This is a genomic window from Oceanibaculum nanhaiense (assembly GCF_002148795.1).
GTDB classification, from domain to species: Bacteria; Pseudomonadota; Alphaproteobacteria; order Oceanibaculales; family Oceanibaculaceae; genus Oceanibaculum; species Oceanibaculum nanhaiense.
The window spans coordinates 218,536-237,209 of record NZ_MPOB01000001.1; the positions used below are offsets into that span (position 1 = coordinate 218,536).

Annotated in this window: 17 protein-coding genes and 1 tRNA gene; 12 read left to right on the forward strand and 6 right to left on the reverse strand. The window is 66.4% G+C overall.

Annotated elements, in window-relative coordinates:
• The first annotated feature begins 75 nt into the window (after nucleotides 1-75).
• On the forward strand, nucleotides 76-1,506 hold the full coding sequence (locus BKM74_RS01040; RefSeq protein ID WP_086463844.1) for an adenylate/guanylate cyclase domain-containing protein: 1,431 nt from the start codon (nucleotides 76-78) through the stop codon (nucleotides 1,504-1,506).
• Between the two features lie 41 nt (nucleotides 1,507-1,547).
• Here the strand turns inward: BKM74_RS01040 and BKM74_RS01045 are convergent.
• Nucleotides 1,548-1,621 (reverse strand) — tRNA-Gln (locus BKM74_RS01045).
• Between the two features lie 154 nt (nucleotides 1,622-1,775).
• Between BKM74_RS01045 and BKM74_RS01050 the strand changes: the two genes are divergently transcribed.
• The 3 genes from BKM74_RS01050 (at nucleotide 1,776) to BKM74_RS01060 (ending at nucleotide 5,073) form a co-directional block, all read left to right on the forward strand.
• Entirely contained in the window at nucleotides 1,776-2,240 is a 465-nt protein-coding gene (locus BKM74_RS01050) for a hypothetical protein (RefSeq protein ID WP_086463845.1), read from the forward strand.
• A gap of 99 nt (nucleotides 2,241-2,339) precedes the next feature.
• Nucleotides 2,340-2,837 carry a hypothetical protein gene (locus tag BKM74_RS01055; protein WP_086463846.1) on the forward strand — a complete coding sequence of 166 codons (498 nt, stop codon included), beginning with the start codon at nucleotides 2,340-2,342 and terminating at the stop codon, nucleotides 2,835-2,837.
• 103 nt (nucleotides 2,838-2,940) lie between these two features.
• A complete protein-coding gene (locus tag BKM74_RS01060; RefSeq protein ID WP_086463847.1) occupies nucleotides 2,941-5,073 on the forward strand; it encodes an SEL1-like repeat protein in 2,133 nt (710 codons plus the stop codon).
• Between the two features lie 20 nt (nucleotides 5,074-5,093).
• Here the strand turns inward: BKM74_RS01060 and BKM74_RS01065 are convergent, their stop codons facing one another.
• From BKM74_RS01065 to BKM74_RS01075, 3 genes are all read right to left on the reverse strand, one after another.
• Nucleotides 5,094-5,966, reverse strand: a complete 873-nt coding sequence (locus tag BKM74_RS01065; protein WP_086463848.1) for a 4-(cytidine 5'-diphospho)-2-C-methyl-D-erythritol kinase — start codon at nucleotides 5,964-5,966, stop codon at nucleotides 5,094-5,096.
• Entirely contained in the window at nucleotides 5,963-7,693 is a 1,731-nt protein-coding gene (locus tag BKM74_RS01070; protein WP_176342330.1) for a tetratricopeptide repeat protein, read from the reverse strand. The genes BKM74_RS01065 and BKM74_RS01070 overlap by 4 nt, the downstream gene beginning before the upstream one ends.
• A 64-nt stretch (nucleotides 7,694-7,757) precedes the next feature.
• Nucleotides 7,758-9,398, reverse strand: a complete 1,641-nt coding sequence (locus BKM74_RS01075) for an electron transfer flavoprotein-ubiquinone oxidoreductase (protein WP_086463850.1) — start codon at nucleotides 9,396-9,398, stop codon at nucleotides 7,758-7,760.
• A gap of 149 nt (nucleotides 9,399-9,547) precedes the next feature.
• On the opposite strand from BKM74_RS01075, the gene BKM74_RS01080 reads away from it, so the two are divergent.
• From BKM74_RS01080 to moaB, 3 genes are all read left to right on the forward strand, one after another.
• On the forward strand, nucleotides 9,548-10,429 hold the full coding sequence (locus tag BKM74_RS01080) for a uracil-DNA glycosylase (protein ID WP_245825712.1): 882 nt from the start codon (nucleotides 9,548-9,550) through the stop codon (nucleotides 10,427-10,429).
• A gap of 164 nt (nucleotides 10,430-10,593) precedes the next feature.
• Nucleotides 10,594-12,414: a lytic transglycosylase domain-containing protein gene (locus tag BKM74_RS01085; RefSeq protein ID WP_176342331.1), complete on the forward strand. Its 1,821-nt coding sequence runs from the start codon at nucleotides 10,594-10,596 to the stop codon at nucleotides 12,412-12,414.
• A gap of 23 nt (nucleotides 12,415-12,437) precedes the next feature.
• Nucleotides 12,438-12,986 (forward strand): molybdenum cofactor biosynthesis protein B, encoded by a 549-nt coding sequence (moaB, locus tag BKM74_RS01090; RefSeq protein ID WP_086463853.1) that lies wholly within the window; start codon nucleotides 12,438-12,440, stop codon nucleotides 12,984-12,986.
• Nucleotide 12,987: 1 nt separating this feature from the next.
• Here the strand turns inward: moaB and BKM74_RS01095 are convergent, their stop codons facing one another.
• Both BKM74_RS01095 and BKM74_RS01100 read right to left on the reverse strand, forming a co-directional pair.
• Nucleotides 12,988-13,596, reverse strand: a complete 609-nt coding sequence (locus BKM74_RS01095) for a TIGR04282 family arsenosugar biosynthesis glycosyltransferase (protein WP_086463854.1) — start codon at nucleotides 13,594-13,596, stop codon at nucleotides 12,988-12,990.
• Nucleotides 13,593-14,291, reverse strand: a complete 699-nt coding sequence (locus BKM74_RS01100; RefSeq protein WP_245825716.1) for a TIGR04283 family arsenosugar biosynthesis glycosyltransferase — start codon at nucleotides 14,289-14,291, stop codon at nucleotides 13,593-13,595. Before BKM74_RS01100 ends, BKM74_RS01095 begins: the two co-directional genes overlap by 4 nt.
• 94 nt (nucleotides 14,292-14,385) lie before the next feature.
• On the opposite strand from BKM74_RS01100, the gene BKM74_RS01105 reads away from it, so the two are divergent.
• The 5 genes from BKM74_RS01105 to BKM74_RS01125 all read left to right on the forward strand — a co-directional run bounded on the left by BKM74_RS01105 (nucleotide 14,386) and on the right by BKM74_RS01125 (nucleotide 18,674).
• Nucleotides 14,386-15,465: an aminoglycoside phosphotransferase family protein gene (locus tag BKM74_RS01105; protein WP_086463855.1), complete on the forward strand. Its 1,080-nt coding sequence runs from the start codon at nucleotides 14,386-14,388 to the stop codon at nucleotides 15,463-15,465.
• A gap of 9 nt (nucleotides 15,466-15,474) precedes the next feature.
• Nucleotides 15,475-15,660: a DUF4169 family protein gene (locus BKM74_RS01110; protein ID WP_086463856.1), complete on the forward strand. Its 186-nt coding sequence runs from the start codon at nucleotides 15,475-15,477 to the stop codon at nucleotides 15,658-15,660.
• 39 nt (nucleotides 15,661-15,699) lie between these two features.
• Nucleotides 15,700-16,803, forward strand: a complete 1,104-nt coding sequence (locus BKM74_RS01115) for a PA0069 family radical SAM protein (RefSeq protein WP_245825718.1) — start codon at nucleotides 15,700-15,702, stop codon at nucleotides 16,801-16,803.
• 68 nt (nucleotides 16,804-16,871) lie between these two features.
• Nucleotides 16,872-17,492 (forward strand): ribonuclease HII, encoded by a 621-nt coding sequence (locus BKM74_RS01120; protein WP_086464226.1) that lies wholly within the window; start codon nucleotides 16,872-16,874, stop codon nucleotides 17,490-17,492.
• 75 nt (nucleotides 17,493-17,567) lie between these two features.
• Nucleotides 17,568-18,674 carry a site-specific DNA-methyltransferase gene (locus BKM74_RS01125; RefSeq protein WP_086463857.1) on the forward strand — a complete coding sequence of 369 codons (1,107 nt, stop codon included), beginning with the start codon at nucleotides 17,568-17,570 and terminating at the stop codon, nucleotides 18,672-18,674.

Here is an 18,674-nt window from a genome sequence, read left to right on the forward strand (position 1 = left end):
TTCACGACCTTCTGAAGCCGCGTGATGCGCAGGCAGTGTTAAGCAGAAACATCGCCATCGACGGAGATGAGGGGCATGTCCGAACAGAATGCCGGCCATATCGCCCGCCATGTCGCCCATCATGTCAACGGGGTGCGGAACTGGCTGATCGGGCTGCCCCGCCTTCTGCCGGGCCTTTTGCCATTCGGGACGGGCCGGCGGCTGGTCCTGCCCGGGCGGCTGCGCGAGGCCATCGCCCGGCAGCAGGAAAACAGCGAAATCCTGATCGGCTGGATCCAGCTTGGCGTCGTCGTCACCTTCGCGGTGCTCTATACGCTGGCGCCCAAGACCTTCCATCCTGACGTCATGTTCGAACCGGTGCCGCTGGTGCTGGGCGTCTATGCGGTATTCACCCTGCTGCGGCTGGTGCTGGCGCACCGGCGGGCACTACCGGGGTGGCTGCTCTATGTCTCGATCCTTGCCGACATGGCGCTGCTGATGGCGGCGATCTGGAGTTTTCACCTGCAGTATCAGCAGCCGCCCTCCTTCTATCTGAAGGCGCCGACCCTGCTCTATGTCTTCATCTTCATTGCCTTGCGCGCCTTGCGTTTCGAGGCGCGTTTCGTGCTGCTGGCAGGCGCCGCGGCCGCGCTGGGCTGGCTCGGTCTGGTCGGCTACGCCACCCTGTCCCGCCCGGACGACACGATGATCACGCGGAACTATGTGGAATATCTGACCTCCAACAGCGTGTTACTGGGGGCGGAATTCGACAAGATCATCTCCATCGCCATGGTTACCGTCATTCTCGGCCTCGCCATCCTCAGGGCGCGCGGGTTGCTGGTGCGTGCGGTGGTTGAAGGGCAGGCGGCGCGCGACCTGTCGCGCTTCTTCGCGCCGGAGGTGGCGGCGAAGATCACCGGGACCGAGCACCAGATTCGCGCCGGCGAGGGCGAGGTCCGCGAGGCGGCCATTCTGACGCTGGATCTGCGCGGCTTCACCGCCCTGTCGACGGCGCTGCCCGCGCGCCAGGTGCTGGCCCTGCTGGCGGACTACCAGGCGCGTGTGGTGCCGGTGATCCAGGCGCATGGCGGGTCCATCGACAAGTTCCTGGGCGATGGCATCATGGCGACTTTCGGCGCCGCCCTGCCGACCGGCCGCCATGCCGCCGATGCGCTGCGCGCCGTTACCGCCATCATGGCGACCATCGATGGCTGGAACGCCGAACGGCTGGCTGCCGGGCAGTCGCCGATCCGCGTCGGCGCGGCGGTCAGTGCCGGGCCGGTGCTGTTCGGCGCGGTGGGCGACGAGACGCGGCTGGAATATACGGTGATCGGCGAGGCGGTGAATCTGGCGGCAAAGCTGGAAAAACACACCAAGGCGGAAGGGGTGCGCGCCTTATCCACCCGGATGGCGCTGGAACTGGCGGAACAGCAGGGCTATCGCCCGGTGCAGCAGCATCGCGTGCTGGCCGCCTGTGTTGTGGAGGGCATTGCCGGTCCGCTCGACCTTGTCGTGCTGGCGGAGTAGGGCGCTTCCACTAACTATTTGATACAAAGCCATTTATCGGCTGGCTGGGGCGCCAGGATTCGAACCTGGGATCACGAGACCAAAACCCGTTGCCTTACCGCTTGGCCACGCCCCATCGCCGGGTGCCCTGAACGGGCGGCGCGCAAGATAGGCGCAAATCCGGCGCGGTGCAACCTGTGGCGATGCGCGGCGGCTTAACAGAATGGGTATTCTTTGTTATGGGTTGGTAGTGCCGCCGCTTGGCGGCGCCATCCAGTCGGGAGATCGGCTTGGCACAGGCAAAGCCCAAAGCGAAGACGGCCGGGAAAAACAGTACGGCCAAGCGCAATATGCCCTGGAGCATCAAGGGCGTCTCGACCGAGGCGCGGGACGCGGCGCGGGCGGCTGTCGAGGCCTCTGGCGGCACCATGGGCGAGTGGCTGGGCGAAGCGATCCGTGCGGTCGCCGCCGAGGAACGCGGCGTTGCGGAAATGCCGGATGCGGTGCCGGCGGCGCCCGAGATGACCCCGGAAATGCTGGAACCGCTGGCCGAGCGCATCGCCGCCGCCGAGCGCCGCACCGCCCTGATGGTAGCGCCGCTGCACGAATTGCTGGAGACCATTGCCCGGCGGCTGGAAGGGCTGGAAAGCCGCCTGCCGTCGCCACCGGTGCCTTCCGGGGAGCAGCTGACGGCGCCCTCGCCATCCGATGATACGCCGGCGCCGGACAGTGCGCCGCCAGCGGACCGGCCCTGATCTAACCCTGCCCTTGACCTTATTCTGACTGGGCCTGTTGGTATTCCGCTGCTTTTTCGGACATACTGAAATCCGCATTACCCGTATTCGAGGGCCGGCATGGCGCAGATATCGCCCTGGAGTGTTAAGGGAGTTTCGCCCGAGGACCGCGAGGCAGCGAAGCGGGCCGCGCGGCAGGCGGGGCTGCCGGTGGGCGCCTGGCTCAGCCAGACCATCCGCCATGCCGGCCATGAGCCTGGCGCCGGCATGACGCCGGCGGCGGCTCCCTCTGATCCCGATTCGGCGGCGGAAATCCGGGCGCTGCGCGCGGAAGTCACGACCCTGGCCGGTCGGTTGGAGGCGTTGCGCGACGGCATGACCGGGCTGCAGGCGGAATTTGCGGCGCTGGCTGAAAGCCGGTCGCCGTCCAATGATCCGGACGGACCGTCAGTGGACCAGCCGGGAGAATTGTCGCCGGAAGCCCTGGCCACGCAGAAGGCGCTGGAACGCGCGGTTCTGCGGCTCTCCGACCGGCTTCGGGTGCTGGAGTCTGAAGCCGAGGCGGCACGCACCGGGGCTTCCGCCGGTTTTCTGAGGCGGCTTTTCGGCCGTGGCTGACGGTGCTGGTACTACCCGGCTTAACAGCGGCCCCTTTCGCGGTATAGGATGGTAGGGTTGGGACTACCGGGCGCCGACACGCCGATCGGGAAAAGGCTATAGGATGCGGAAGGCTGGTTCGAAAGCCACGCCCTGGAGCGTGAAAGGGATCGATGACGCGACGCGGGCCGTCGCGCGCGAAGCCGCGCAGGAGGCCGGGCTGACCCTAGGCGCCTGGATCGACCGCGCCATTTTGCGGCATGCCGGCATAACCCCGGTTCCCGCCAATGATATGCCGGATGCCGGTACAGGGACTGAGGCGGATCCAAAGACGCTGGAAACCCAGGTCGCCGTTGCCGAAGGGCGGATCGAAGACCATCTCCGGCCGGTCGGCCTGGCGGTAGCGCGCATCGCGCAGCGGATGGTCCTGCTGGAGCGCGGCCTGAAATCCCTGCCGCCGGACTGGCCCTCCACCGTGACCATGCCCGGCGGCGCAGCGGATCCGTCTCTGCCTGTGGACGAGAACCCTGTGGGCGAGGACCATATGGCTGGCGGCGTCGCCGACGATACGCCGGATGACGATGCGCCGGACGATGAGATCGTTTTTCCGCCCTCAACAACGGACGATGAGGCGACAGGCGAAAAGACCGCGGGCGAAAAGCCAGCGGGCGAAAAGCCTGAATCGCCGGAAGAGAACTGGGAAGCGCGCTGGGACCGCTTCAAGACGGAGCTGGCCGGTGAAAGTTCTGAGGAGACACGGGACGACGCGCCGGAACCGCCAGCAGCGGTAGCGGCCGGCGAAAACACCCCGTCTCCGCCCGGCTCCCCGCCAACCGCGGCGGATCAACGGCCGGTAAGGCGGCATTTCCCGGGCAAGCTCATAGTCGGCGGCCTCGTTCTGGTCATCGGTGTGGGCAGCGGGATCGCGCTGATGAGCCAGAGCGAGCGGCTGGGTATGGCGCCAGCCCTGCAGCGGGCGGCGGACGGCGTCATCGGGCTCGGCGAGGACGCCAGGCAGGTCTTGCAGAGCGGCACGCGCTGGATTGAGGAGCGGGCCTGGCAGCTGCGTGGCGGCCGGGACGGCGTCGAGGGCGGCGCTTCGTCAGAGTCTGCGGCACCCGATCCGGCGACGCCCGACATGTCCGCTTCGCCGCCTTTGGTGCAGCCCGAACCGGCGCAAGCCTCAGCGCCGCCAGCGTTATCCCCGGCTGCATCAGACCGATCTGAACCGGCGCCATCGCCCGAGCCCGCAGCACCCTTGCCAGTGGCACCGAAGGCAGCACCTGCGCCGACAGCGGCTGGTACAGCCTCTGGCGATGCGCGGCCAGCGGCAAAGCCAGAGGTCGCGGCCCTGCCGGATACCAAGGGGCCGGCTCCCAAAAGCCCGGATCTCAAGGGCTCCACTGTCAGTCCAAGCGCATCAGCGCCGGGCTTCGCCGGGCTGATGGAACAGCGTGCGCGCCAGGGCGATCCCGAGGCGCAGCACGATCTGGCGGTGCTCTATGCGACGGGTGAGGGCCGCCCCCAGGATATGCGGGAAGCGGCCTACTGGTTCCGTGAGGCGGCAATCCAGGGGATTCCCGGCGCACAGTACAATCTCGGCGTGCTCTACGAAAAAGGCACTGGTGTGCAGCAGGACGATGTTCGTGCGCTGCTCTGGTATCACAGTGCGGCCGAGCGCAACCATCCGCGCGCGCAGTATAATCTGGGCCTGTTCTATGCCCAGGGGCGGGGCATACCGGTGAACTACGCCGAGGCCCGCAAATGGCTGCGCCGTGCCGGCGACCAGAATATGACGTCGGCGCTGTTCGAGCTTGGGCAGATGGAGGAGCGCGGGCTGGGCGATGCGCCTGACCTGAGCAAGGCGCGCGCGCTCTATGCCCAGGCGGCGGCGCTGGGCGATCAGGCGGCGGCGGAACGGTTGGTTGCGATGCCGCTGAGCAACAGCGCGCCACCATCCGAAGCGACCGGTAGTGCTGCCAGGGGTGATGCGGGCGCGGCGCCGGCCTCCGCCAAGCCCCTGTCGCCGGACGCGGAACGGGAGACGATTCGCGCGATCCAGCAGATCCTGATCCGCCTCGGCTATGAAGTCGGGGCGGCGGACGGACTGCTTGGCGATCGCACGCGTGAGGGCATCCGCGATTATCAGCGCCGCCACGACCTGCCGGTCAACGGTACGCCATCGGCACTGCTGCTGCAGCATATGCTGCAAACCATGGGCGAAAAACCCGCCGCCGACCGGGCCGCCCGAGGCTAGAGCGGCTGTTTTCTTAAAGTCTAAAGCCCGGCGGGCCGCAGCCTGGTCGCCCGCACCCACCAGCTCGGCTGCACCGTTTGCAACGCTGCGGCGCCGGATTCCGCCGATTCTTCATCCTGCATCAGCGCGAAGCAGGTCGGGCCGCTGCCGGACAATCGTGCCAGCAGGCAGCCCGGCAGCGCTTCCAGATGGCTGAACACAGTGCCGATCTGTGGCACGAGAGCCAGGGCGGCGTCCGTCAAATCATTGCGCTGGGTGCGAAGGAAATCCAGCAAGCGGGCTGGTTCTTCGAGAGGTAGGACCGGTGCCGCTGCCCCGTATTTGCCGCTACGGGCGTGGAAGACGGCGGGGGTTGACAAAGGTACCCCGGGATTGACCAGCAGCACCGGTAGTGCCGGCAGCGACGATAGCGGTACCAGTGTCTCGCCGATGCCGGTCAGGCGGCAGGGCTGGTCCAGCAGGCAGACCGGCACATCGGCACCCAGCTCCAGCCCCAGCGCCATCAGCCGCTCCGTTGGTATTTCCAGGTTCCATAACCGGGCCAGTGCGCGCAGCGTGGCGGCGGCGTCAGCCGAGCCACCACCAATGCCGGCGGCGACCGGCAGGTTCTTTTCCAGCGTCAGCGAAGCTGCGGGCGGTATGTCAGCGTCCCCGGCCAGCAGGCGGGCGGCACGCAGCACCAGATTGTCGGCCTCGCCATCCAGGGCACCGGCGAACGGCCCGGTAATGGAAAGGCTCAGGGAATCGGCGGATTTCGCGGTAATCCGGTCGCCGGTTTCCGCGAAAGCGACGAGGCTGTCCAGCAGGTGATAGCCGTCCGCGCGGCGGCCGGTGACATGCAGGAACAGGTTCAGCTTGGCGGGGGCCTCCGCCGTTACGGAGGCGGCGGTCATCCGCCGCGCTTGGCGTCGCGCTTGGCGGACTCCGGCAGCCCGTCTTTCAGCTTCTTATCGACGGCCTCGATCAGGCTCTGGTCCTCGGGTTTCAGCGTCAGCACGCGCTGCCACTGGAACCGGGCTTCCAGCCGGCGTCCGACCTGCCAGTAGGCATCGCCGAGATGGTCATTGATGACGGGATCGTTGGGCTGCAGCTCAATGGCGCGTTCCAGCTGCCGCACCGCATCCTCGAAGCGCCCCTTGCGGTAGAGCACCCAGCCCAGGCTATCGACGATATAGCCGTCGGTCGGCCGCTGTGCCACGGCGCGCTCGATCATCTCATGCGCCTCGTCCAGCTTGATGTCCTGGTCGATCCAGGAATAGGCCAGGTAGTTCAGCACCAGCGGCTGCTCGGGCTGCAGGTCCAGAGCCTTCTGGAAATCGGATTCGGCCAGCGCCCACTGCTTGGCGCGCTCATGCGCGATGCCGCGCACATAGTACAGAGTCCAGTTCGCCCCTGTTCCCTGATCGATGCGGGCCATCGCTGCGTCATAGGCGGCGATCGCTTCCTGATATTTCTCCTGTCCGCGCAGCAGATCGCCGACCCGGACCAGCGCTTCGTGGCGGTCCTTGTGGCGTTCCGACATGGCGCGGAAATGGGCGACGGCCTCGTCGCGCCGCTTCATCGCATTCAGCGATTCGCCGATTGCCATGGCGGCGTTCCAGCCATAGGGCGAGTCGTCCGGGACATCCCTGAAGGCAGCGATGGCCTCTTCCCAGCGGCGCTGGTCCTGTAGCAGGTCGCCAATCAGCAGGATTTTGCTTGCATGGCCGGGATCGAGATGCAGCGCCAGCTGCGCATGGATAAGTGCGGCTTCGGTGGCACGGTCATTGCGCAATCCGGTGGCGATGTCGTAGAGCGCTTCGGCGAGGCCGCCGAGCACATCCGTCGCCACGGGGTTCGGTGCCTGCCCCCGGTCCAGCCGCGCTATCCAGAGGTCAATGATCCGCCCGTCCGACTGGTCGCGGCGTGCCGAATTGTACAGCGCCCGCGCTTTGTCCGTCTTGCCCTGGCTTTCGTAGATCCAGCCCAGCGTCATGACCAGCCGCAAGGGCGGGGCCTCCAGCCTGCCCATCAGCGCTTCCAGCGATGCGGTGGCCTCCTCCGGACGGCCGGCCACCATCAGCAGCAGCCCGCTATGGAAGCTGGCCAGCAGCGACAGCCCATCCTCCTGCCGGATATCGCTCAGCAGCTTCAGGGCCGCATCGGTATCGCCCTGCCCCTGCAGCAGCCAGGCAAGCAGCAAGGGCCGGGTCAGTTGCATCAGCCCGCGCGCCGGCTGGTCGAGCAACTGCGTGGCGGCACCGTCGAAATTCTCCTGTCGGGCCATCTCGAGCGAGAGATAGAGGGCGGCGACCGGGTCGCCCGGCGCCAGATCGGCCACCCGACGGGCCAGCGACCCCAGGGAATCGAGCCGGCCTTCGGCGATCTGCAGCACCAGAACACGGCGCAGCAGCGTCGGATTGTCCGGATCGGCGGCCAGCGCCTGGATCATATAGTCGGCGGCGGCGCCGAGGTCGGCCTCGCGGTAGGCGTGCTGGCCGGCCAGATAGCTGCCCGAGGCGGCCGTGGCGGCGGCGTGAGCCGGCCGCGCGGCCATCGGATGCCAGGCCAGAACGGAGCCGCCGATGAGGGCGGCACAGGCCAGACGGGCAAGACGGCAGGGCGGCAACGGGCGTGTCATGATCGGTTTTCCACCCATCGGCCTGACGGAAACGCCGCGGCTGTGCGGCGCCCCCGGCGGCCTTCTACATGTTGGGATAGTTGGGCCCGCCGCCACCTTCCGGAACGACCCAGTTGATGTTCTGTGACGGATCCTTGATGTCGCAGGTTTTGCAATGCACGCAGTTCTGCGCGTTGATCTGCAGCCGGGGATTCGATCCGTCGTCGTCGCGCACGATCTCGTACACGCCGGCCGGGCAGTAGCGCTGCTCCGGTGCGTCGTAGAGCGCCAGATTCACCTCGATCGGCACGCTCTTGTCGCGCAGAGTCAGATGCGCCGGCTGGTTCTCCTCGTGATTGGTGTTCGAGATGAACACCGAGGAGAGCTTGTCGAAGGTGATCTTGCCGTCGGGCTTGGGGTAGTCGATCGGCGTGCACTCGGACGCTTTCTTCAGCTGCGGATGGTCGGCGTGGTTACGGAAGGTCCACGGCGCCTTGCCCCGCAACAGGTAAGTATCGACAGCCGAATAGGCAAGGCCCGCCCACATCCCGTTATGGAAGGCCGGCCGGATGTTGCGCACACCGCGCAGCTCCTGCCATACCCAGCTTGCCTTCAGCGCTTCCGGATAGGCGGTCAGCTCGATACCGTTGCCGGCGCCTTCCTGGGTGAGCGCCTCGAAGGCGGATTCGGCGGCCAGCATGCCGGATTTCATCGCGGTGTGCGTGCCCTTGATCTTCGGCACGTTCAGGAAGCCGGCGGTGCAGCCGATCAGCGCGCCGCCCGGGAAGGTCAGTTTCGGAATCGACTGGAAGCCGCCCTCGTTCAGCGCCCGGGCACCATAGGAGATGCGGCGCGCGCCCTCGAAGAAGGGTTTCACGGCGGGGTGCAGTTTGAAGCGCTGGAATTCGTCGAACGGGCTGAGATAGGGATTCTGGTAGTCCAGTCCGATGACGAAGCCGACCGCCATCTGGTTGCCCTCCAGATGGTACAGGAAGGATCCGCCATAGGTGGCGCTGTTCATCGGCCAGCCGATGGAGTGCCAGACCAGCCCGGGCTGATGCTTTTCCGGGTCGATCTCCCACAGTTCCTTGATGCCGATCCCGAAGGTCTGCGGGTCGCACTCCTTGCGCAGCTCGTATTTCTGAAACAGCCCCTTGCTCAACGAGCCACGGCAACCCTCGGCGAACAGGGTGATCTTCGCGTGCAGCTCAACGCCCGGCGTGTGGTTGGCGGTGGGCTCGCCATCCTTGCCGATACCCATGTCGCCGGTGGCGACGCCGCGCACCGCGCCATTCTCGTCATACAGCACCTCGGCGGCGGCGAAGCCGGGGTAGATTTCCACGCCCAGCGCCTCGGCCTGCTCGCCCAGCCAGCGGCAGACATTGCCCAGGCTGACGATATAATTGCCGTGATTGTTCATCTGCGGCGGGGTCGGCAGCTTGAACGCCTTGTTTTCCGTCAGGAACATGAAGCGGTCATCGGCGGCCGGCGTGTTCAGCGGCGCGCCCTTTTCCTGCCAGTCGGGAATCAGCTCGTTCAGCGCGCGGGGTTCCAGCACCGCGCCGGAAAGAATATGCGCCCCGACCTCGGAGCCCTTCTCGACGATGCAGACGCTGACATCCTTGCCGCTTTCGGCGCAGAGCTGCTTCAGCCGTATCGCTGCGCTCAGACCCGACGGGCCGGCGCCGACGATGACGACGTCATATTCCATGCTTTCGCGTTCCATTTACCCTGTCCTGCTGCGCTAGACCAAATCGTGGCGGACCGGAATTGCGGCCGGTCGGTCGATCTTTCGTCCTCTCGGGCCGCAGCTTCCTATATAGTTCGTCAAATCAGAAACCGCCTATCCCTTAGCGCAACGCGATGGCGATTGCCATGCCAGAACCGCAATATTCCAATCCGATCCGCCTGTTGCAATGGTATGCCGAGGCCGGAATCGACGAGGCGATCGAGGATCAACCGATCGATCGCTACGCTATTGCGGCGCGCGCCCGGCCGTCCGCCGCCGCAACCGGCGCAGACCAGGGGCGGCAGAGCGTTCCGGCGGGGTCACGACCGCTGCCTGCGGCGCTGGCGCAGCCTCGCCCAGCCGTAGCCCCAGCCTCTCCTGGTATAGCGGCCAGCAGCTTTGACGGGGCGGCCGATGCGCGGCGCCGTGCCGCCTCGGCCGACTCGCTGGACGCGCTGCGCACGGCACTGGCCGCCTTCGATGGGTGCGCCCTGAAGCAGACCGCGATGAATCTGGTGTTCGCCGACGGCAACCCGGCCGCACCAATCATGTTCATCGGTGAGGCGCCGGGGCGTGACGAGGACCGGCAGGGCCTGCCCTTTGTCGGCCGCTCCGGCAAGCTGCTGGACAGTATGCTGGCGGCCATCGGGCTGGAGCGCCATGCCGAGAAGCCCGAACAGGCCGTCTATATCGCCAATATCCTGCCCTGGCGGCCGCCCGGCGACCGCACGCCGACCGCCGCCGAGATTGCTGCTTGCCTGCCCTTTATCGAACGGCATATCGCGCTGGTGAAGCCGCGCCATGTCGTTCTGCTGGGCGGCACGGCGGCGAAATCCCTGCTGAATCGCAGCGAGGGCATCATGCGGCTGCGTGGACGCTGGTATGAGCACCCGGTCGAGGGGCTCGATAAACCGGTATCCTGTCTCGCGACCCTTCATCCGGCCTTCCTTTTGCGAAGCCCGAAGGAGAAGCGGAGCGCCTGGCGTGATTTTCTCGAGCTAAAGTCGAAATTAGGAACTTCTGTATAACTTATTGACTTCACACCCGAAGCCAAATTTCCAGAAAGTTGACGTTAAATAACCGCCAGGGGCTGAGACGATTCAACGTCTTGCCAGACCCCTCTTCTTCTGTTTTACCTAGCGCTATGAATCCGCGTGATACTAGAAAAATCATAGCGATTTCAAAGGCATCAATGCTCGCAGCGCTTTTGGCGGTCGGGCTGGCGATGCCGGCGAAGGCCCTTGACGGGCTGCCGATCGAAACCGCGCTCCTGTCGCCGGGCACGCTCGAGAAAGCTCTCGAGGGGCAAGCCTCTGGTTTGCCTGCCGTTTTGCGGCCGTCGGATGCGCAACTCTACAAGCGCATCTTCTCCCTGCAGACGCTGGGGCGGTGGGAAGCGGCCGATCGTGAAATCGCTAAACTGAACGACCGGTCGCTGATGGGGCATGTCCTCTATCAGCGCTATATGCATCCGACCGCCTACCGCTCCTCCTATGAGGAATTGCGGCGCTGGCTGGAGTTGTATGCCGATCATCCTGAGGCCAGCCGGGTCCATGGCCTGGCCCTGAAGCGCAAGCCCGCCGGCGCGAAGGCGCCGACGGCCCCGGTGCAGGGCTTTCTGTACGGCAATGGTACCGAAGGCTCGGGCATGCCGGAGCGTATCAGCATCCGCAACCGGGCCGGCAAGCTGGTCAAGAACGCCGCCGCCGATCAGGTGTTGCGGCAGATCACGGCGCTCTCGCGTGACGGCTCGCCGAGCGCGGCGCTGAAGCTTCTGGAAGAGCGGCTGACGGGCGAGATCGATGCCCTGCCCCTCGCGCTTGCGCGCGGCGAGATCGCCGCCGGCTATTACCTCGCCAACCGCGACGATCTGGCGCTGGAGCATGCCGCCAAGGCGGTGCGCCAGTCGGCCGACCGCGACATGATGGCGGCCTGGGTTGCTGGCCTTGCCGCCTGGCGGCTTGGCAAGTTCGATGCCTCGGGCCGCTATTTCGAAATGGTGGCGCTTGACGACGATGTTTCCGGCTGGACCGCCGCTGCCGCTGCCTATTGGGCCTCGCGCGTGCATCTGAAGCAGCGCCGCCCGGCCGAGGCGACGCGCTGGCTGGCCCGCGCAGCGACCTTCCCGGCGAGCTTCTACGGGTTGCTGGCGCGCCGGGCGCTGGGCGTCGAGACGCCGGCGAACTGGGGCGAGCCGCCGCTCGATACTTCGGATTTCCGCTATCTGATGGCGCAGCCGGGCGGCAAGCGCAGTCTGGCGCTGATTCAGCTGGACATGACCGAACTGGCGGAGATGGAGCTGCGCAAGCTCTACCCCCGGATCGAGCCGGAGCGCGCCACGGCAGTGCTGGCCGTCGCCAACCGCGCCAATATGGCCGGCTTGGCCCTGCGGCTGGCCAGCCGGCTGCAGGTTGCGACCGGCGAGCGCTACAAGGTCGGGCTGTTTCCGATGCCGCAATGGGAGCCGCCGGGCGGCTTCATCGTCGATAAGGCGCTGCTGTTCAGCATCATCCGCCAGGAATCGGCCTTCGATGTCCGCGCCCAGAGCGGCAGCGGCGCGCGCGGCCTGATGCAGCTGATGCCGAGCACGGCGCGGCTGATGGCGACCGATGAGGAATATGCTGGCAACCGGTCGGAGCTGTTCGACCCCGACCTGAATCTGACGCTGGGCCAGCGCTATCTGCAGCATCTGATCGGGCTGGACACGCTGGATGGCAACCTGTTCTGGGTGGTTGCTTCCTATAATGCTGGCCCGGGCAATCTGCGGCGCTGGCTGAAGCAGGTCGATTACCGCGATGATCCGCTGCTGTTCATCGAATCGATCCCGTCGCGCGAGACACGGAATTTCGTCGAGCGGGTGGTGGCGAATTTCTGGACCTACCGCATGCGCATGGGCCAGCCCTCCCCGTCGCTGGACCAGGTGGCGGCCGGCCAATGGCCGATGTATGAATCGCTGGACCCGCAGGCCCCGGACAACGGTTCGATTGCCCAGACCATCTCGGCGACGCATTAGCGCACAGAGAGCGGCTCCCGATCATGGCTATTGACGAGCGTATTCCCTTCGTCGCGATCAGCATCGCGGTTCTCACCGTTTCCGATACGCGCGGCCTGGCCGAGGACCGCTCCGGCGACACGCTGGTGCAGCGCATCGCGGCGGCGGGCCATCGGCTCGCCGACCGCGCCATCGTGAAGGACGAGATCGCTGATATCGTCGCCCGGCTGCAAGGCTGGATCGAGGATCCGGCGGTGGATTGCGTGATTTCCACCGGCGGTACCGGCGTGACCGGCCGCGATGTGACGCCGGAGGCCTTTGCCCAGGTGTTCGAAAAGGACATACCGGGCTTCGGCGAGCTGTTTCGCTGGCAGAGCTACCAGAAGATCGGCAGCTCTACCATTCAGTCGCGCGCGGTCGCCGGCGTGGCCAGGGGGACATACCTGTTCGCCCTGCCCGGCTCGACCGGTGCCGTGAAGGATGCCTGGGACGGTATCCTTGCGCAGCAGCTCGATATCCGCCACCAGCCCTGCAATTTCGTGGAGCTGATGCCGCGCCTGCGCGAGCATGAGGGCTGGGGCCGTAAATCCTGACCTAACCGGTTGCTTTCTGTCTTTCCCGCCAGCGCGCCAGATCGGCGCCGGTGTCGATATCCTCCAGCGTCGCGGCCAGACCGACAGAAAGCCCGCCCATGGCGCGCCTTGTATCGGCCATTGCCTGCGGGCCCGACCAGCGTACCGCTGACAGGTCCAGACGCCGGGGCCGGGAATTCTGATTAAGGCCGATCAGCCAGTAACCGCCATCGCCGGCCGGCCCCAGCACGGCATCGTGACGCTTCAGCAGGCGAAAAGCGCCGGCGGTGTTGCGGCGTGAAACCTCCGGAATGTCGCTGCCGATCAGCAGCGCCGGGCCCGGCGGCATCCGCTTGAAAGCCCGCAGCATACGGGCGCCCAGATCGCCTGGCCCCTGGGGCAGAACGCGCCAGCCGGCTGGCCAGCGGTGCTGGCGGGCTGCGGCATCGGGCGTCACCGCCAGCCAGCAGCGCCAGCGCGGATCCCGCCCGAGCCGCCGCAGCAGGCCGGCAAGCTGCGCACGGTAGAAGCGCCAGGCGGGAACGCGGCCGATATCCCGGGCAAGACGGCTCTTCACCCGGCCGATCCGCGGCTGTTTGGCGAAAACGATCAGATTGGGCCGCCCTCTCATGGGTAGAACCGCGCGATACGCTCCGGCGGCACACCGAGGAAGTAGGCACCAAGGCAGACCCAGTTACGGACTACTCGCCGGGCTGCGCCATTCCGGCGGTAGCGCCCGGCGGATGTGATGGCCGTCACGCCGGGCAGCAGAATCAGGTTGCGCCGTCCTATACGCCGAACCAGCGCCACATCCTCCATCAGCGGCAGCGCCGCGTACTCCCCGAGACTGCGGTAGTAGTCCCGCTGAATCAGCAGCGCCTGGTCGCCATAGGGGAGCCCCAGCAGCCGGCTGCGCAGCATGGCCGCTGCCGCGATCAGCCGATACGCCGGTCGGGTGTCGTCAAAAGCGAGGCGGGCATAGGCGGCGCGCTGGCGGTTTGCCGGACCGGCGATAAAACCGGCAATCGCGTCGGGCCAGTCGCCAGCGAGAATCGTGTCGGCATGCAGGAACAGCAACCAGTCGCCCCGCGCCGCCTGTCCGCCGGCCCGCAACTGCCTGCCGCGCCCCCGTTCGGCCGTGACGATATGGGCGCCGGCCTGCTTGGCGAGCGCGACGGTGCTGTCGCTGGAACCGCCATCGGCGATGAGGATCTCATGCGGTAGCCCGGCGCGCCCCACCAGCCTGAGTGCCGCGAGGCAGGAAGGCAGGGTTTTCGACGCGTTCAGCGCCGGGATCACGATGGACAGGGTCGGCTTTTCGGTCACGTTCCGGCGAGCGCCTATGGCTGGGGATTGCGTGTGTCTCGTTCCTACCATAGACCGGAGGTCGAGGCTGTTAACGAAGTGGTGAGGAGGAGGCATGGCGCGCCTGGTCGATCTGTCGGCGCTGCACCGGGCGCTGGTCCGGCTGCCGGGCTATGAGCAGGTGCCGCTTGGCGCGCTGGCCGCCCTGCCGGAAAAGGGGCTGGCGCATGATCATGTGCAAATCGCCGGCACCAGGGCATTGCTGCGGGTGCCGAGGCAGAGCCAGTTCGACTTTTCGGCGCGCGACAATCTCGCCTACCAGAAGGCCTGCTTCGAACGCTGCCAGCCCAGTGGCCATACCCCGGCGCTGCTGGGCGTTCTGGAGCCATCGGATGAAGTGCCGATGGGCGCGCTTCTGGTCGAACATATTGACGGGGTAGTGCTGTCTCTTCCAGGCGACATGGCGGGTATTGCCGCCTGCCTTGCCGCCATCCATACGCTGCCTTTGCCGCTCGAAGCGGATCGTCCGCCCTTGCAGGAACATCGCGAGGCAGTATCCGGCACGCTAGCCATCATCGAACGCCAAACCTTGGGGCTGGCGCAGGCGGCACTCGACAGGGAGGCCGCGGATCAGATCGAGAAGGAGCTTGCCTGGGCGCGCGGTTTTGCCGCCGAGGCGGCGCAGTGGCCGCAGCCGCTGGCGCTGGTGTTGAGCGACACCCATCCAGGCAATTATTTGCGCGCGGCGTCAGGCCAGGTGGTGTGCGTCGATCTGGAGAAGGCGGTCTATGGCGCGCCGGCGATCGACCTCGCCCATGCCAGCCTGCACACCTCAACCACCTGGGATGTGGACGCTGCCGCCAGCCTGTCGCGCGGCGAGATCGAAGCTTTTTATGCCGCCTATCTCGATCTCCTGCCACCGGCCATGCGGGAGGCGCTGATGCCCTGGCTGCTGCCGTTGCGCCGCCTGACCTGGCTGCGCTCGGTCACCTGGTGCGTGCATTACCGGGTCGAATCGGCCAGGGCCCGGCGGCGCGACAAGCATCTGGCCGCCAGCACCGAGGACTGGTCCACCGAGGATGTGGATGCGGCCCTCACCGCCCATGTCGAGGGCCGGGTGGCGGATTATCTCGACCCCGCCACCATATCCGCCATCCGCGCCGAATGGCTTGGCCCGGCGCGGCTTAGCTTCTAGAGTCGCCGCATGGGAGAGATCGTCAATCTGCGGCAGGCCCGCAAGGAACGCGACCGGCGGGAAAAAGAACGCCGGGCAGAGGAAAACCGCGCCGCCTTTGGCCGCACCAAGGCGGAAAAGCGCACGACAGAGGCCGGGAAAAAGCGGGAAGACAAGAAGCTCGACGGCCACCGCCTCGATCCGGAAGAGCGCTAGCCTCGATTCTTGTTCTTGATTTGTTCCGATTTCGCGATCATGTTTCCAGACATGGTCGAGGAAGCCCCCATCCTGCCCAAGAAGGGCCGTGGCGCCGTCCGCAACGAGAGCGGCCGCTACGAGAAATTCGCGCGCATCGCCGTGTCGGATGGCTGGGACCGCGTATCCGAGGATGAATTCCCCGATGAGAACCGGCCGCGCACGGAGATCCGGACCGACAGCAGCCGCAGCATCGTCAGCCATAATGACTCGCCGGATATCCCGTTCAGCAGTTCAATCAATCCCTATAAGGGCTGCGAGCATGGCTGCATCTACTGCTTCGCGCGGCCGACCCATGCCTATCTCGGCCTGTCGCCGGGGCTGGATTTCGAGACCAAGATCTTTGCCAAGCCCGACGCGGCGCAGCTGCTCGACAAGACATTCCGGGGCCGGAATTACAAACCCAGCGTGATCGCTATGGGCGCCAATACGGACCCCTACCAGCCGGCGGAGCGCAGCTTGCGCATTACCCGCGCCGTGCTGGAGGTGCTGGAACGGTTCGGCCATCCGGTCGGCATCGTCACCAAATCGGCGCTGGTCACCCGCGATATCGACATTCTGGCGCGGCTGGCGAAACGGCGCCTCGTGGCGGTCAGCCTGTCGGTCACCACGCTGGACCGCGATCTTGCCCGGGTGATGGAGCCGCGCGCCTCCACCCCGCCGCGCCGGCTGGAGGCGATCCGGCAGCTGAGCGAGGCCGGCATTCCGACCGGGGTGATGGCGGCGCCGATGATTCCGGCGCTGAACGACACTGAGCTGGAGGCAATCCTGCAGGCGGCGGCCGAGGCCGGGGCGACATCGGCCGGTTATGTGCTGTTGCGGCTGCCGCTGGAGATCAAGGATCTGTTCGCCGACTGGCTGGAGGCACACCGGCCCGACCGGGCGAAACATGTTCTCTCACTGGTACGCGACACGCGCGGCGGCGCGCTCTATACGGCGGAATTCGGCAAGCGCATGCGCGGCGATGGTCCCTATGCCGAGCTGATTGGCCAGCGTTTTCGCGCCGCCGTGAAACGGCTGGGGCTGAATCGCGACCGCTGGGCGCTAGACCTCAGCCAGTTCAAGGTGCCGCCACCGCAGACCGGGCAGCTCAGCCTGTTCTGATCGTACCAGCCTTTGCCCCCGCCGCTGCTTTCGCTATGCTGGCCTTGATCGTAACGAAGGCGGAACCAATGCCGGACTTCAGTCTCGAACAGGCGCATGGCGGGCTTGTCGCTGGCATCGACGAGGCCGGGCGCGGCCCCTGGGCCGGGCCTGTGGTGGCCGCCGCCGTGATCTTCGACGCCAAGCGCATGCCTTTGGAGCTGCTGTCCCTGATCGACGATTCCAAGAAGCTGAAAAAATTGCGGCGCGAAGCGCTGTTGCCGGCGATCCGCGCCTGCGCCTGGATCGGCATCGGGGCGGCCAGTGCCGCTGAGATCGACCGGGTGAACATCCTGCAGGCGACATATCTTGCCATGCAGCGTGCGGTCGCGCGGCTGCCGGTGCGGCCCAGCCTGGCGCTGGTCGATGGCAACCGGGCGCCTGCCCTGCCCTGCCCGGCGCGCACCCTGATCGGCGGCGACGGGCTGTCGCTCTCCATTGCCGCCGCCTCGATCGTCGCCAAGGTGACGCGCGACCGGGCGATGGAGCGGCTGGATGCGCGTTATGGGGCCTATGGCTGGGCCAGCAATGCCGGCTATGGCACGGCGGTGCATCAGGCGGCGCTGCGCGATCTGGGGCCGACCCGTCACCACCGGCAGTCCTTCCGTCCGATTCAGGCGCTTCTGGAGCAGCCCGAAGGAATCGGTTGAGGAGTCGTTTATAGACTCCTGACTCTGAACCCTTTTTCGCTTGACGGCGAGTCGGCCTCGACTCACATTGGCCGAATGGTGCCAAACAAGACTCTCCCGCTCGACCAGATTCTGGTCGGCGACTGTATCGAGATGATGAACCGCCTGCCTGAGCGGTCGGTCGATCTCGTCTTTGCCGATCCGCCTTACAATCTGCAGCTTGGCGGCGATCTGCTGCGCCCGAACAACAGCCGGGTCGATGGCGTTGACGATGATTGGGACCGGTTCGACGATTTCGCCACCTACGATGCCTTTACACGCGACTGGCTGAAGGCGGCGCGACGCATCCTCAAGGATGATGGTGCGCTCTGGGTGATCGGCAGCTATCACAATATTTTCCGGGTGGGCTCGATCCTGCAGGATCTGGGCTTCTGGATCATGAATGACGTGATCTGGCGCAAAACCAACCCGATGCCGAATTTCCGTGGCCGGCGCTTCACCAATGCGCATGAGACGCTGATCTGGTGCACCAAGGGCAAGGACCAGAAGGGCTACAGCTTCAATTACGACGCGCTGAAGAGCCTGAATGACGACCAGCAGATGCGCAGCGACTGGCTGCTGCCACTGTGCACCGGGCCGGAGCGGCTGAAGGATGCGGAGGGCCGCAAGCTGCATCCGACGCAGAAGCCAGAAGCCCTGCTCTACCGTGTGCTGATGGCGACCACCCAGCCGGGCGGCGTGGTGTTGGACCCGTTCTTCGGCAGCGGCACCACCGGCGCTGTCGCCCGTGCGCTGGGCCGGCACTATATCGGGCTGGAGCGCGACCCCGCCTATGCGGTTGCGGCCGAGGCGCGGATCGCCAAGGTGATTCCGATGCGCGACCCCGACATCGTCGCCATCCGCTCCAAGCGCAGCGAGCCACGCGTGCCGTTCGGCACCATTCTGGAGCGCGGCATGGTGCGGCCGGGCGAAATCCTGTTCGACGAGCGCCGACGCTGGTCGGCGCGCATCCGTGCCGATGGCACGCTGATCGCCCCCAGCCGCGAGGGCGGCGTGCAGGGCTCGATCCATTCCGTGGGCGCGGCGGTGCAGGGTGCGCCAGCCTGCAATGGCTGGACCTTCTGGCATGTGCAGCGCGACGGCATGGCACTGCCGATCGATATTTTCCGCCAGCAGGTCCGCGCCGAACTGGCGGCAGGTTAG

Excerpts from the sequence above, each read along its gene's own strand:
- BKM74_RS01040 (WP_086463844.1), top strand. The coding sequence starts at position 76 with ATGTCCGAACAGAATGCCGGCCATATCGCCCGCCATGTCGCCCATCAT.
- BKM74_RS01055 (WP_086463846.1), top strand. The coding sequence starts at position 2,340 with ATGGCGCAGATATCGCCCTGGAGTGTTAAGGGAGTTTCGCCCGAGGAC.
- BKM74_RS01060 (WP_086463847.1), top strand. The coding sequence starts at position 2,941 with ATGCGGAAGGCTGGTTCGAAAGCCACGCCCTGGAGCGTGAAAGGGATC.
- BKM74_RS01065 (WP_086463848.1), bottom strand. The coding sequence starts at position 5,966 with ATGACCGCCGCCTCCGTAACGGCGGAGGCCCCCGCCAAGCTGAACCTG.
- BKM74_RS01070 (WP_176342330.1), bottom strand. The coding sequence starts at position 7,693 with ATGACACGCCCGTTGCCGCCCTGCCGTCTTGCCCGTCTGGCCTGTGCC.
- BKM74_RS01075 (WP_086463850.1), bottom strand. The coding sequence starts at position 9,398 with ATGGAACGCGAAAGCATGGAATATGACGTCGTCATCGTCGGCGCCGGC.
- BKM74_RS01080 (WP_245825712.1), top strand. The coding sequence starts at position 9,548 with ATGCCAGAACCGCAATATTCCAATCCGATCCGCCTGTTGCAATGGTAT.
- BKM74_RS01085 (WP_176342331.1), top strand. The coding sequence starts at position 10,594 with ATGCTCGCAGCGCTTTTGGCGGTCGGGCTGGCGATGCCGGCGAAGGCC.
- moaB (WP_086463853.1), top strand. The coding sequence starts at position 12,438 with ATGGCTATTGACGAGCGTATTCCCTTCGTCGCGATCAGCATCGCGGTT.
- BKM74_RS01095 (WP_086463854.1), bottom strand. The coding sequence starts at position 13,596 with ATGAGAGGGCGGCCCAATCTGATCGTTTTCGCCAAACAGCCGCGGATC.
- BKM74_RS01105 (WP_086463855.1), top strand. The coding sequence starts at position 14,386 with ATGGCGCGCCTGGTCGATCTGTCGGCGCTGCACCGGGCGCTGGTCCGG.
- BKM74_RS01110 (WP_086463856.1), top strand. The coding sequence starts at position 15,475 with ATGGGAGAGATCGTCAATCTGCGGCAGGCCCGCAAGGAACGCGACCGG.
- BKM74_RS01115 (WP_245825718.1), top strand. The coding sequence starts at position 15,700 with ATGTTTCCAGACATGGTCGAGGAAGCCCCCATCCTGCCCAAGAAGGGC.
- BKM74_RS01120 (WP_086464226.1), top strand. The coding sequence starts at position 16,872 with ATGCCGGACTTCAGTCTCGAACAGGCGCATGGCGGGCTTGTCGCTGGC.
- BKM74_RS01125 (WP_086463857.1), top strand. The coding sequence starts at position 17,568 with ATGGTGCCAAACAAGACTCTCCCGCTCGACCAGATTCTGGTCGGCGAC.